Origin of the sequence: Oricola indica, from assembly GCF_019966595.1 — a bacterium.
GTDB classification, from domain to species: Bacteria; Pseudomonadota; Alphaproteobacteria; order Rhizobiales; family Rhizobiaceae; genus Oricola; species Oricola indica.
On record NZ_JAINFJ010000003.1, the window covers coordinates 503,843 to 518,015 of the forward strand.

Sequence of the window (14,173 nt, forward strand, 5' to 3'; positions counted from 1 at the left end):
TCATCCGCGCCTTGGCTGTCTTATCTATTCCAATCTTAACACAGAACGCCCAACCGCAATCGGGTATACCTGCCGCAGGGGCGGGCTTGCGATCTACCGATCTCAGGAAGACTATCGTGCTACCGTCCTGCGATGACACGCGGGGCTGCCCGGTGCCACGCCACAGTGGCCTTGACGCCATCCTCGAAGGTGAACGGAAGAGCGCCACATACGGCTTCAGTCGGGCCCACGTCGAAGATGTACTCAGTACGAATGTTGTTTAGCCGGAACGAGTTGTATGGAGACGGTAGTTTGGCCGCGCCTAAGCCATCTCCGATGAGGGCGAGCAGTCTAGCCAAAGGCAGGGGCAAAGTGACGGGCTGACGCACGCCGAGTTCGCGCGCCAATGCGTTCACATAGTCGCGCAGCGACAACGGCACGTAATCGGCCAAGTAGAACACTCTGCCGTCTACGGCCTCGCAGTCAGCCTCAAGCAAGCGCATGTATTGGTAGGCAATATTACCCACGTACGAATAGGATTTGCATAGGGCGCCACTGCCGGAGTGAAAGTAAGTGCCCTTCTCGATGTGGTACAGAAGTGAGCGGTAATGATCGCTCATATGCGGGCCCCATACGGTAGTTGGTCGTACCAGGCACCAGCTAACCCCCCCGCCATTTTTAACGCGCACGAGTTTCTCAGTCTCTACCTTACTCTCGCCATACACCGTGCTTGGCAGATACTCATCGTTTCGGCTAGGCACGTAGCCAACTTTACAGACGAGTTGGGAAGACGTGTAGACTGCGCGAGTTATTGACGGTGTTGCCTCTACCGCCCTTAGCAGATTGGATACGCCTGTAATATTAACAGAATAGTCAGCAAGGCTGCGCCCATCGAGGTCAGTCTTCGCAGCGAGATGTATAACATTGACCGGCTCGTAGCTCATCATCAACGCAGCCAGTTTTGCGCTATCTAGCAGATCACACTCCTCGAACGCCCAGTCCCGCGCACCATCGGGTTTTGGCCGGATGTCAGTTCCCAGCACGTCGTGCCCCCGCTGACGTAACAAATCACACGTCCAACGCCCGATTAGCCCACTCGCGCCAGTGACAAATACTTTCATCTTATGATGTTTTCTGCAATCTATTTAGTAGCATGACCCACCTTTCGCCGTAGACCCGGGGACTAAATACTGTCTTTGCACGCTTGTGGCCAGCCAATGCGGCGGCCATCCGCCTGTTGTGATCGGTGGCCAAAGTCCTAACAGCTTGGGCAAGCGACGTCACCGAAATGTCGGACAGGCAAAAACCAGTTTCATCACCGACTGTGGTCGGAATCTCGCCCTGATCCGACACGACCAAGCCACAACCCGCGGACATCGCCTCAAGCAGCACAAGCGGCTGTGCCTCGACTGGATAACGGCTCGGAAAAACAAAAACATGCGCCGATTCGAATAACTTCTCCTTCTCCTCCCCCCCGGCCCCCTCAATCCACCGCGCCGAGACGCCGGACAACGCGTTGAGTTCTGCGATTTTCTTCTCTATCCAAACTCGCTTGGTCTCCGGATTGATGAACCTTGTGCAAAATCCGGTGAAGGCCATCGGACCGACGAGGAGGATCTCGATCGGTCGAGGGAGCCGATCGTCAGCACTGGCCAATGCGAGGCACGCTTCGAGGAAGTCGGCGTAACCTTTGCTTTCGATCAGCAAACTTAGATGCAAGAGGACAAGCGGGGCTTGTGAGTTTTCGAAGAGTGCAATGTGCTTGGTACGTACACTTTCTTCAGTAGCAATGTCGAGGTCAGCGGTATTGGGCAACATTGTGATCCGCTCGCCAAGAACACCCAGCTTTATCAGTTGTTCGCGCTGTGACGCGCCCAAGACTGTAATCTCATCCGAAGCGTTGAGCAACCGCAGGAAAAGGCGCATCTTCAGGCTATTTCGCGCCCACGTCATGAATACAGAGCCATGCAGCGACGTGACAATTTTTCGGCGCGGCAAGAGCAGCCGAATGGCAAGATGCGGCACCCCCATTCGTAGAAAGCTGCTAAGGCTCTGGCCGTGATTGAAGACAATTACCGGTCGACCATTTAGCGCGTTTGCCACCAGTTTGACCCATGCCATCACCACTCCGGAGCCATACCGAAGCAGACGCCCAAGCCGCGGCTGGCTGCGGTCCATTGCGGTGAACTCGACCGATCGGCAATTCCATCCCACCGCTTTCAGCTCACGCATCGCGAGCAATGTCGCAGCGGTCTGACCGGAATAGGTAATTGCCTGAGGATATGCGAAGACAGCAGTTTGGTTCATTCGGGATAGCGTATCACCTCGCGTTCCGCGCCAATGCGGTGGAATGTTGAGTCCACGCAACGACACAACCCGCGAACGGCAACGTGCGCCGACTTGGGCCAAGTACCCATACCACCCGATCACGGAGTTACTAAACCGCACGACCGCATTACAAACGCCCCGACAAACACTGCCAGAACGTCTGCTCAACTATCCTAACCCGATTTTCTTGAACGCATGATAATGGACCATGGTAAAAAAACCCAAGAGCGCATCCGCGGCGCTGTACTCTCGTCGGCGAATATTCGTCGTTTCCTTCCGGCAGAGTTCCTGCATGTTGGAAGTTTTGGTAGCTTCGTGCATGCGTTGGTATCCGAGAACCCCCCTCACGGTCTTTACCCTCGGCTTGATCGTCTTGAAGAACCTCACCACGAAATCGTAATCAAGAGCAAAGCCAAACGCCGGATTGAACTTCACCTGCTTTGCAAGATCAGTGCGATAGAGCGTGGCTTGGTTCGTGTAGTAAATGTTATAGCGTAACTGCCTCCAAGAAATCGGTCTGGTGTGTTTAAATGAATATGTTACCTTCCAGTCTCCTTCAATCAATTCTTTCACGCTCATGTCGAAGGCAACTACATCGAAGTCACTATATTGTTCCGAGTTGTCGAGGAATTGATCGAGGGTGTGTATGTCGAACATATCGTCACTATTTTGGAAAACAAACCAGCGTCCCATCGCGCGCTCGAGTCCCTTCTGAATTGCATCTGACTGGCCTCCATCAGGCTCCGATACGATTACGTCATCATCGTCGAGATAGAGCTCGGCTATATTGACAGAATTATCTTGGGATCCACCGTCCATGAAAATGATCTCAAATTTAGAGCGATTCCGCGCGGTGGAGAGCGTCGATAGAAGCTCTTCGAGATAGGAGCCACCGTTGAAGTTCGGGATGACTATCGATAAAATCTTTTCGCCCGCCAAACGCTTTCCTTTTAGCTACCGCCCGTTACTCAGCTAATTGAATAGATAAAACAGCTCTCGGTGGACGAACTTACGCATGCCTACTGCTTATCAATCCCATAAACCGCTTAAAAACGATACAGATGTCACTGTCTTTCATATATCTACTTTACTTCAACTACCGGAGCGCAACTGGTCCCAATATTTTGGACCACACACGCCCCTGGAAGTGAAGGCTTTTCGACAGAGTTTCGTAGCGCCAACTCATTGGGGGGCGAGCGCCGCGCCCCCCATTGAGTTGGAGGATAACGAGGGGCAAGAGAAACGTTAACGCCCAAGTGACTTGCTGCGCGAAATAGCCGCGTGTCGGCAAAGACACTGCGAACAGAACTACTACCGCGATTGTGTAGTTTATATTTGGACTGCGCTTTAAGGTCGCATTCAATAGATACCCGAGAATAAATCCGAGAAGCAAAGCGCTGAATGGCAAGCCCACAATTCCGAACATCAACGTCGCCTGGCCCACGTCATGCATCGCGGTTCCGGTATTTCGCAAGCCAGTGGTCACCTTGTTGTATGCGCCGAGGTAGGTCGCCCTAGGCTTGCTTGGGAAAATCGACGACGGGATGAACTGAGTGGCGACTAGAATGATCGGTTCGAACCCCACTTTTTCCAGAATGTCATGATGTTCAACTACAGCAATTGTGGAGATCGTAACGGTCTGCTCACCGCTCGCTAAGAAAGCGGTTCGTAGATCTAATTCGGCGTCTAGAAGATCGATGTTGGAGAATGAGCCGTAGGAGCGAATCTGTCCAAAAGCTCCAAGAATAATCGCAAGTAAGAAAGTCCCGACGATCAGTGCAAGCCGGCTGAATATTTTGGACCGCCCTACGGCGAAGGGCATGACTTCGGCGAAGAACAGGATCATAATTCGGTAGCGGAAACCGGCATATACAAACAGAATTAGCAGACCGACAAACCACATAGCGTTAAGCCAGCTTGGTCGCCGGCTGCGGCCAAAAAGGTATAAAGCTAGTGCTAGATCGAACCCGATAATAGTGAGCAGAAATGGTCCAGAGGTGAAGATGTTGCGCGAAAGCAGCGAATACGCAATCATCCCGGCCGCGATAACAATAAGCCCCACATAGGCGACTCGGCTGCCCGGGCGTTCCACCTCAAGCCGGCGAAATCGGGACTTGAAAAAGGTATCGCGCCTGAATGCAAGTGGCGCTGAGGCGCGCATCCCCATCAGATAAAAAACGGTATATAGGAGTACTGCGATTGGGAACCTCCACGTAACGCTCGAGTGAGCGCCGCTGATCTCATCGACACCCTCGAGCGCCCAAGGCATCAGCACGAGATAAAGGGTAATCTGCGATATGAAAAAGGTCGGGTAGGAAAACAGGCCATACCGATAGATTGAGAACGAAAATAGCATAATAAAGGATATCAGGTACCAGTCACTCACTCAGCTTCGCCCCCGGCCGTCCCTAGCTATCTAGCAAGACTGTTGAAGAAATGTCGCGTTTGACTTTGAAGACGACCTCGTAATGGTTGTGGCAGGCAAAGTTGATCGCGAAGAAACGGTCGTCAAGCAATTCAACATTGACTTTGCGATGACTTCGTCCATCTTGAAAAAGCCAGCCTACATGAAGTAGACCATCGACGCGCTGCAACCAATGCCGACTGTCGACTGTCGACTGCATCGCCCGAAAGGCGATTTCGCCTTGATTTTCGGCTCCGATGGTGATCGTAGCTGCTCCGCAGAAATCGCGATAGTCGCAATCCCAGATATCGGCCTCAATGATCGGCCAGCGGCCATTGTCTCCCGCTTTCGGCCTGACGCCCATCAGCGATGCCCACGCTTCGGTCAGCGTGCCGCCGACTGAGAAGTGATCCGTAGACAGAAGTTTTTTCACCGCGGGCTGGTCCAGCACCGCCGCCAGGAACTTGGTTGCGATGTCTCCTTCCAGCAGCCTGTCGCGATTCATGGAGAACACCGAATGGTCCCAAGCCGCATCATTGACCCCGATATCACGAACCAGCGGAACAACAAATCGTACTCCAGCCGCTCCATCAAAATCGCTCCGAGCGGTTCGGACATAAAGGCCTGTAGCAGCATCGCCCTGAGCAGTCACTCCGGCGGAATCGACGGTCGCCCAATCGGCGTGTAAAGCATCGAAAGATCACCGCCATCGCCCCGAGCGCCTCATTCACGATCATCCAGGTACTGCGCAATGTACAGTTCTGCCGAACCAGCGCTTCCAAATCGATATTGTTTGAAAGCTCGCCTATTCGTTCGTCTCCGCCTCGCATCCACAGCATCCCAACAAAAACTCCGGGCCAATGGATCAAAATCAAGCCCCCAGAGTGACCCCTTATTCAACAACCGGATAGGCGCTCCTCTCGGCAATACCATGCAGTCGTGTAACTAAATCGCTTGTCGCGTAAAGGTCCCTCTGGGTCTCAGAAGATCTTGGAAATGTCTTCACGGAACGCCGCCCATGATCGCGATCGCGCAACATTCTCGGCGTTGGCTCGGATCATCGGCCATGCATCCAAGCTGTCAATTGCGCGATCGCAGGTCTTTTCGATGTCTTGCGCGAAGTAACCGTCGATAAGGAAACCTGACCGTCCGTCTTCGATAAGGTCAAAGCCCACGGTGTTTTTTGAACAGATTGCGGCAAGCCCATTTGCCATCGCCTCGGTTATCACCAAGCCGAACCCCTCGACAAGGCTTGGCAGGACAAGAAAATCCTTCTGACGCGCATCCGCCCAGAGGGTTCTATCGTCAAGTAGCGTCTTCACAGTAATGTTTGCGGGCAGCCCGCCCAGCCAATGCTCGATCGCTCCCCGAGCAAAGGCAGCCTCGCGAGTGTAGACAGTCAGTTCAATGTCGGGCCGGGAGGCCGTCATGGCGACTAGCTCGAATACGCCCTTCCGCACGACAAACTGCCCGACGAACGCAAGCCTTAGAGCGAAATCCGAGTCCCTGTCAGCTGCTCTTTCCTGGACCGCGTCAGAAACTTCAGGAAATCCGTACGGCACAAGATGAATTCGCGCACTGTTCACGCCTGCGGAGACTAAAGACTGTTTGACAAATGTACTGCTGCAGATCACTTCATCAGACCTAATCACCTCTTCACGCAGACCCTTTAAATACTCCGTGTTTTCGGTCATCTCTTCTTCCTGAGAGCATAGCTCCTCCGTTAGCGCCGGACGAATTTCGAGGTATGATTCGTAGATGCCGCGAATGCTCTGCGGGTGGGGATGCATCTGGAAAAGCGTGATCGCACAATCCCGTTTAATTGACGCAGGGAGATGCGCCAGCCCGCAATTATAGTAGAATAACGCCTTCCTGGCGCCAGTTCTCTTAATGACCTTACTTGCAAGTCGGCCAAGGAGGTAGCCACGCATCCGGTTCACGATCTTATTGCGCGGATAAAAGCGCTCCAAGTAGTCCGCGATCAACAATCCGAGAGAGGAATGTACCACAACACTCAGTCCTGGCTCGTGGCGCTTCCAGACAGAATTTCCGAATACTAATTTACTCAGAAAACCGAATGAGTGATCCGGCTGATAATAGAAATCGGTCACCAAGTGTGTATCACGCCCGGCTTCGCTGAGAGCTTTTGCGACCTGATAGTTGTCCCGGCGGCCATTGTGCACGACGACGACACGGTCTTCTGTTGATCGCATTGTTTAAATGCTACACTGTTTTGTTCAAAAGGGATAATATCTCACCGGCGCGGCTAAGAAACCGGCCGTGAGTTACGACTTGGTGCCGCCAACGATGTGCTAGGTTTGCCAAGACTCTCAATATGACCATAGTTTCTCTTTTCTCGTTCACAACTCGCGGCGCAAACATATCGCGGAAGATCCAGTCTGTCTCGTCGCGCCCAAGTTCAGCCACAAGACGGTCCTTGACGTTTTCAAGAACCAAACGCTTCCATCGTACATGCTTTTCGACTGCAGAGAACGAGAGCGAGTTCGGGCGATGGATGTAGAGTGTTCCTGTCGCGCCACTGTGACGCCAGCCTCGAGCCACCGTGGCGAGACGCATCTTGAAATCCCAATCCTCGTAGAGCTCAATACCATGGGTCATCCCACCAGCTTTGATGTAAAGCTGCTTCGACATAAGCATGTCCCTTGGAATCGGTCCGCTTCGCGATGCAAAATTTCTTAGCGTAATCTTAGAGCTACTCTTAGCGGTCAATCCAGGGTCAAGAATGCTGGAGCGCCAAATGTTCTCGGCATCGATCATTGCAATAAAGGAATACGCGACCGCGTCTGGATCGCCGTTCAAAGCTCGCCACTCTTCCTCAATTTTGGACGGAGCAAATAGATCGTCACCATCCAGATGTGTGACGAAGGGTTGTGTTGCTCGGCGTATTGCCAGGTCGCGATTTGCCGCCACGCCCACATTCTGTTGTCGCAGGATCGAGGTGACGTTCGCATAACGGTCGCAGAGACGCGCGACGAGATCGCGTGATCCATCAGTAGATCCATCGTCGGCGATTATGATTTCTGCTATCGGACGGGTCTGGCCCAGAACAGAACGGACTGCCTTTTCCAAAGTCGGACGACTATTGTAGCTAGTGATAATACAACTGACGGGAAGTGTATTCGGCACGGGATCAGACATGTCAGGTAACTGGCTCGTACAGCACCCGATCGAGGTAGGTTTCGATATTCTTGCCAAGCCGGTCGGCGACCTCAGTCTTTTCAGGCATTTGCTTCCGCTGACGCTGTATTTCGGCCCAGACATGCCGGGGCGAGAGCGACTTGTGACTCCGGTGGCCATGGCAGACGGACGTCAACCCAAACTCCTTCATGATCAGCCAAGTCTTACTGCGGCCCGCATTGAGCGCCGTACCATGGTAAAGATCGAGCGACACCACGGGCTGCCCAACCGATAGTGTGACAACCACCGGATGAAAGCGTACGCCCAAATAGCCAGACGACCGCGACAATAGCTCGAGCCATTGTATAGGAGAGATGGGAAGGCTCGCGCTGGCGAGCGCCCCTTCGTCAATGACGCCTTCAGGCGTAGGTATTGAGATGGTTTGATATCCGTCGGCCTGCGCAAACTGGCTAAACTCCCGGATCCAAGCCCGGTCCATAATCTGCATCGTGTTGACAACCACATACGGTTGCACAGCCGGCGACACATGTCGTGCCGCCCGCATTGTTTTGCGCAACGAAAAGACCGGGTCCGGCACAATCTCTGGTGTGATATTGGGGGCGATCCGCCGGATTTGGCGCAAGGTCCAAGCATCGCGCACCGAAATCCCGTCCATCGCTCGTAAGGCACGGGCCATTCCCTGCCGAGAAACCGCGTCCATACGCGACAGGTTGGATCCCATCGCGCTTGGGGCCAAAGCCACGCGCTTGGGCGCAGTCCCTGGCCCATCTGGAATCCCAGTCAACCAATAGGGGTTGGGAAAGATCAGATCGGCGCGGCTGCTGGCCGGGTTTAGCCGAAAGACCGCGTCCGAGCCAGTAACGAACAGATCTGCCGGCGTCGCACGAACGAGCCGCTCGAACCCCGCCTGATCCTCGATAGGTTTTGTTTGCGGCAGATTATCCTCCACAAAAAGCCTATGCGCCTCCTGTTGCGCGTGGGGAATCGACTCTCGGTATTTCTCCACCAGCCCGCGAGGGCGAAAATCGACGAAATCTACATCGTAGCCACGCGCCTCCAACAATCTTTTCGTCCCCAACGCCTGCAGGTTGGCACCGAAATTCGGCACCCAATGGTGGGTCAGCACATAGGCCTTTTTGGTCGGTCCGACTATCACTTCGCACCGTAAAGCTTAGCAGTAAGGCGATAAACCAGCCGAAGGTCCATAGGATCGTTCTCGCTCTTCAGCGCCGCCAGGGAGGTGTCGGCCATCAGGATCGGTTTCGTGCCCTTTTGGCCGCTATGCATGCCGCCGGCGCCGGTTAGCGTGGTCACTGGTCCGAAATTGTGATTGCGCCCGTACCAGTGGCTTCCCAAGATCGAAGGGAAGGCGTGCCCCGATTGCAGGATCGAGACATCCGGCAATATCCTGGCCTGCGGCGCGTCCCCAAAGGTCGAGCGGTAGCGCACCGCCTGCATTGGAATCTGCCGCTGCTGCGCGATCCAGTTGAAGCTGTCGATGATGCCGTCGGTTTCTGCGCCAAGGGCATCGCCGGACACGGGCCCGCCGAAACGGTCTCTGTCGTTCACGTAGATCCCGTAGACATAGGTGCCGGAAAACGCCCGCGGTTGGTTCTTGGTATTGCGCCCCGCCGTCGCCGTCGCCCGAAAAACCTGACGCAGAGGCACGTCCGCCATCTCGGCGCGGAAGCGCGGGCGCAGCACCAACTTCGCCGCCGATTTCGCCAATGTGGTTCCCGACACGCCAAATTCGGCTAGCCCGGCCTCGGTCAGAAACCCATTGAAATCAACGTTATGCGTCCAAGGTACGATGCTGTGATCTGACGTCACAATGTGGTGCTTGGGCTGCAATTCATCGAATAATTTCGCCAGACAGTCGTCCAAAGTCCTCAGGTGGCTCTCGATGATCGCCAGCCATCCCTCGGACCAGCTTTGACGGCGAGTGTCCCCGCGCGGAACGCGCATCGCGTGGGCGACCTCGCTCATGCCCAGGAAAAGAAGGACTGTCGTCGCCCGGTAGGCCAAGAAGCCGAAGTCGATCTCTTGCGATTTCGCCAGCTTGACGAAGGTGCTGGTGCGCGCCTTCATCATCTCCTCGATATGCTGGGTAAGGTCTCGCACGCTGGAGAAATCCTGCGCGCCGGGTCGGGTGTCGAAAATATATCCGGCCTGCTCGATTTCAGAGACAAGGGCCTTCGGATAGACGGCACCGTCAGGCAGACCGCCCTGAAAGATGCCGCCGCCACCGCCAGCCACGTAAAACCCGGGCACTGCCTGAGCCGGCGACGTCGTGGGGACGTTCATCATGCCGACACGGTCGCCAGCGTCTTCGGCGAGCCTCCAAATCGGGCGGAACTTGGCGGCAGCGCTCATCATCTCGTAATTGAAGCTGAAGTCGAAGGTTCGGCTGCCGTCAAAATTGGGCCTCATATACAGCCCGCCATTCTCGGACGCATCCTGTCCCGAAAGCATGCGCGCCCAGCCGCGCTGATTGAGGTCTTCTGTCACATCGAAGGTGACGTCGGCGTTCCGCAGAGACTGCCAAAACGGCATATCGAATGCGTCGAAGATCGCGGCGGTGCCGCCGTCAATGCCAACGACTAGCTGTTTCATGGGGCGTTCCTTCAGCTCTTCAGGGCGCTGAGTTCCGGTGCGAATTCACGATCCGCTAGCAGAAGAACCGCGATGAAGAACGCGGTAGAGACCGTTACCGCAGCGACGAGCAGCGCGGTGGCGGTCCAACTGGATAGAAGGGCAACGCATGCCGAAGCTACGATGACTAGCGCGATCGCGCCCAGCAGGATGCCTCTCAAGCTGCGTAGATAGTCCAAATTGTTCGCTCCTAGCTTGCGCAGCAGGTAGCCCAGTTGCATTGGTTCGACGATTAGACCGCGCACAAACAATGCCGCCGCAGCATAAACCACCCCCAAGGGCGTCGCCGCAACCAACAGAATCGTACCAATCGCGGCGCGGAAGCTTGAGAACCATAGCCGCGCCGACGGCTGACCGATGGCCACGATCGTCGATCCGTTGATGTAGTTTAGCGCCGTCAACAGCCCAGCACCGCCAAGGAAGGCGAGGATCGGCGCGACAGTTTCCCATTGCCGGCCCAATACAACCTCGACCAAGCTGTCGCGCAGTACGATGGTGAGCAGGAAAATCGGCACTATCGCCGCTCCGCCAAGCCGGACGATCCGCAGGAATATCTCCTTTAGCCGTTTCGGAGAAGACCGGTTGACCTCTGCCAAAACTGGCAGCGTGACCTTGGTGAGGGCTACGCCGACAACTTGCAGAAGCAGGTTCATCACCCGCATGCCCATAGAGAATATGCCTAGGGCGTCGACCCCCAGAAATAGGCCGACAAACATCTTTGGACTTTCGCGATTGTAATGCGTCAGCAGATCCGCACCAGTGATCGAAGCGCCGAAAGTGAGCATCTCGCGCGCCGCCTTGATGTCGAAGCCTATCCGAATTGACCATTCGAGCATGACATAGGTCAGCGCAAGCGTCAGCACTGCGCCGCCTACCATCTGTACGACCAGCGCCCAATAGCCGAAGCCGGACAATACGAAGGGAAGGGCGACTAGTCCTGAAAGTAGATTGGCGATCAACGTACGCTTGGCGAGTGACTTCATCCGCAGATCGCGACGCAGCGCGCCGGTCAGCGTCGCCGTCAGGGAGGTGGCAACAGTCCCAATGGCAAGTAGCGGGATGATCCCGGTGATCCGTGGCTCGCCGAAAACCCATGCAAGCTGCGCAGCAGAGACCGACAACGCGAAGCCAAGCGCCACCGAGATTAGCAGCGTTGTCCACACGGCGGTGCTGAACTCTCGTTCGTCCAGTTTAGTTTTTTGGACGATGACCGTATCCAGGCCAAACACGCCGATCTTGGCTGCAAAGCCAGCCAGCAGCGCGCCGGCGGAAAAGATGCCGAAGTCTTCCGGAGTTAGTATCCGCGCGAAGGCCAGTAGAAAAATCGTGCTGACCCCTTGCCCACCGACCTGCTCCACAGCCGACCAGATGACTGCCCCGAGTACTCGTTTCTTCCAGATCATTCGAGTATCTGAAATCTTGGCAGCGCTCCGATTCTTTCGTCCAGCGCAGCATAAGTGCGTTCGAAACGGACCTTGGTAGCGGCGTCGAACTCACTCACTCCAACCCGTGGCCTGCGAGGTGGCAGCGTTATCGGGATCCCGCAAAACGCCGACAGGTCATCGGAATAGTCCCATAGCGCATCGTAGTGAATGATCGCTCGCGGCACCCCGGAAAGGCTGAGCCATCCATCGATCTGCTCCTCAAAGCGCAAAACGTCCTTTTCGCCGAGGTCCTCAAAGCGGCCAGACGCATGTAGGTGCTCGAAATGCTCTTCTATCCAATCCTCGCCGTAGCGGTTACGGCAGGACACGACCGAGAGCGCGGCATCAGATGCGGAGCCGAAGACGAAGACCACCTTCGTCCCGAGGCCGCGCGGCATTGACTGGGCAAGATCGTGGGTCTTGTAAACTACCCCCTGAGCGAAGCTAGTTTCATCTAGGTTCCACGCATAGTCTGAGACCACTCTGATCCCAAGACCTTGGAACGGGCCAAACCGCCTCTTGGCCATGCTTTCGCGTAGAGCATCCCAAATTAAAGTCGAGCCCGATCGCCCCATGCTCGCGACGATCAAAGGCGAACGGCTGCTCGGAAACACTCGTTGTAACAAGCGTTTGGTTCGGAGCCTGAGTTTGGATGAGATCATTTCAATTCAAGTGAACAGGAGTCACACCAGAGCTATAAGTCCGGCACCGTTTGGCTTTGCGCGAACATGAAATTGATCGTCGCCATCCGTTGTTAGGGCCTCGAAAAACTCATTCCTGCAGCAAACGCCCGATAATGTAAACTATCGGTTGGCTTATTCGAGAGTGGCGATCCGCAGTCCAGCGGCTAAACAGTGGACATTTGAGCGGTAATCATCGCCCCTACAGACCGGCAGTCGCCGCCGCACGGACTGTAAACGCTGCCAGTCCGACCGTCACGCCGATATGCTTGCAATCCAGTCGCTGAAGCTCATCTCGCGACCGACGGGCCTCTGAACGAATTCTAGGAGACCGCCGGCAGTAACCATCAGTGCCGCCAACAGGCCGGCGGGCGTCCATAGGCACGCGCCGATTAAGGTCAGGCAAGAAAGGGTCGCCGCATGCAGGAGATGATCGCTGCGGACCGACAGCAGCGTCAGTTTCGCAGTCGGCGGCGACAAGACCAGTCCGTAGACCAGTGCCAGCGCCATGCCGCCGGCGAACAGGCACTTCAGGCCAAGCCAGGCAGACGAAGACATCGAGGTTAGCTACACCCGCAGGAACAAACCGCCGGCTCATACAAACCGCAGCGCATCCGGCTCGCTCTCCAGGAACCAGCGATAGGTGTCGGCAAGGCCCTCCTGCAAAGAAATGGCGTGGCTCCAACCCAGCGCATGTAGGCGCGAGGAGTCGGCCAGCTTGCGCGGCGTTCCGTCCGGTTTCGATGCGTCGAACACAAGCTCGCCGTCGTAGTCGACCACCGCCTTGATCGCCTCGGCGAGAGCTTGGATCGATACTTCTTCGCCGGTGCCACAATTGACATGCATCTCCCCGGAATAGGTCTGCATCAGGAAAACCAGTGCATCGGCGAGATCGTCGACATGCATGAATTCGCGAAGCGGCGCGCCCGACCCCCAGACAGTCATCGACGGCGCGTTTTTTCGCTTCGCGTCGTGCGCCTTTCGCATCAGGGCGGGAAGGACATGGCTGGTTTCCAGATCGAAATTGTCGCCCGGCCCGTAAAGATTAGTCGGCTGCGCAGCTATGAAGTCCGATCCATGCTGCCTGCGATAGGCTTGGCAGAGCTTGATCCCGGCGATCTTTGCAATCGCATACCATTCATTGGTCGGCTCCAGCGGCCCCGTCAGCAGCGCTTCCTCCGGGATCGGCTGAGGACTGAGCTTCGGATAGATGCAGGTCGAGCCGAGCAGAAGCAGTTTCTCAACGCCAAACTCGTGAGCTGCATGGATGACATTCGCCTCGATCATCAGATTGTCATAAAGGAAATCAGCTGGAAAACGATCGTTGGCCGCGATGCCGCCGACCTTTGCAGCTGCAAGGAAGATCGCTTGCGGCTTATTTTTCTCCATCCACCGCCGCACTTCGGCTTGATCGCGAAGATCCAGGTCTCCGCTTGAAGCGGTTAACAATTCGACATTCTCGTGTTCCAGACGTCGCACGAGCGCCGCTCCGACCATACCGCGATGACCGGCGACAAAAATTTTCTGGCCGGAGAATTCGTACAAAA

Annotated in this window: 12 protein-coding genes and 1 pseudogene; all 13 read right to left on the bottom strand. The window is 55.5% G+C overall.

From position 1 onward, the window contains the following. Nucleotides 1-119: 119 nt before the first annotated feature. A complete protein-coding gene (locus LC343_RS11150; protein WP_223477178.1) occupies nucleotides 120-1,100 on the bottom strand; it encodes an NAD-dependent epimerase/dehydratase family protein in 981 nt (326 codons plus the stop codon). A 1-nt stretch (nucleotide 1,101) separates the two neighbouring features. After that, nucleotides 1,102-2,286, bottom strand: a complete 1,185-nt coding sequence (locus LC343_RS11155; RefSeq protein ID WP_223477179.1) for a glycosyltransferase family 4 protein — start codon at nucleotides 2,284-2,286, stop codon at nucleotides 1,102-1,104. 189 nt (nucleotides 2,287-2,475) lie between these two features. Next, nucleotides 2,476-3,246 (bottom strand): glycosyltransferase, encoded by a 771-nt coding sequence (locus tag LC343_RS11160; RefSeq protein WP_223477180.1) that lies wholly within the window; start codon nucleotides 3,244-3,246, stop codon nucleotides 2,476-2,478. Between the two features lie 157 nt (nucleotides 3,247-3,403). Continuing rightward, nucleotides 3,404-4,693, bottom strand: coding sequence for a hypothetical protein (locus tag LC343_RS11165; protein WP_223477181.1), 1,290 nt, complete (start codon nucleotides 4,691-4,693; stop codon nucleotides 3,404-3,406). A gap of 358 nt (nucleotides 4,694-5,051) precedes the next feature. Continuing rightward, nucleotides 5,052-5,541, bottom strand: a pseudogene (locus LC343_RS11170) (transposase); the annotation flags it as partial. Nucleotides 5,542-5,691: 150 nt separating this feature from the next. After that, nucleotides 5,692-6,924 (bottom strand): glycosyltransferase family 4 protein, encoded by a 1,233-nt coding sequence (locus LC343_RS11175; RefSeq protein ID WP_223477182.1) that lies wholly within the window; start codon nucleotides 6,922-6,924, stop codon nucleotides 5,692-5,694. Nucleotides 6,925-6,934: 10 nt separating this feature from the next. Continuing rightward, nucleotides 6,935-7,870: a glycosyltransferase family 2 protein gene (locus LC343_RS11180; protein WP_223477183.1), complete on the bottom strand. Its 936-nt coding sequence runs from the start codon at nucleotides 7,868-7,870 to the stop codon at nucleotides 6,935-6,937. A gap of 1 nt (nucleotide 7,871) precedes the next feature. Next, the gene (locus LC343_RS11185) at nucleotides 7,872-9,026 is read right to left on the bottom strand and encodes a polysaccharide pyruvyl transferase family protein (protein WP_223477184.1); all 1,155 of its coding nucleotides are present in this window, start codon (nucleotides 9,024-9,026) and stop codon (nucleotides 7,872-7,874) included. After that, nucleotides 9,023-10,483 (bottom strand): alkaline phosphatase family protein, encoded by a 1,461-nt coding sequence (locus LC343_RS11190; protein WP_223477185.1) that lies wholly within the window; start codon nucleotides 10,481-10,483, stop codon nucleotides 9,023-9,025. Before LC343_RS11190 ends, LC343_RS11185 begins: the two co-directional genes overlap by 4 nt. Before the next feature lie 11 nt (nucleotides 10,484-10,494). Further along, on the bottom strand, nucleotides 10,495-11,925 hold the full coding sequence (locus LC343_RS11195) for a lipopolysaccharide biosynthesis protein (RefSeq protein ID WP_223477186.1): 1,431 nt from the start codon (nucleotides 11,923-11,925) through the stop codon (nucleotides 10,495-10,497). After that, nucleotides 11,922-12,473 (bottom strand): hypothetical protein, encoded by a 552-nt coding sequence (locus LC343_RS11200; protein ID WP_223477187.1) that lies wholly within the window; start codon nucleotides 12,471-12,473, stop codon nucleotides 11,922-11,924. Before LC343_RS11200 ends, LC343_RS11195 begins: the two co-directional genes overlap by 4 nt. Before the next feature lie 408 nt (nucleotides 12,474-12,881). Beyond that, nucleotides 12,882-13,184 (bottom strand): hypothetical protein, encoded by a 303-nt coding sequence (locus LC343_RS11205; protein WP_223477188.1) that lies wholly within the window; start codon nucleotides 13,182-13,184, stop codon nucleotides 12,882-12,884. 36 nt (nucleotides 13,185-13,220) lie between these two features. Further along, nucleotides 13,221-14,171, bottom strand: coding sequence for a GDP-L-fucose synthase (gene fcl / locus LC343_RS11210; protein ID WP_428982548.1), 951 nt, complete (start codon nucleotides 14,169-14,171; stop codon nucleotides 13,221-13,223). Between the last annotated feature and the right edge of the window lie 2 nt (nucleotides 14,172-14,173).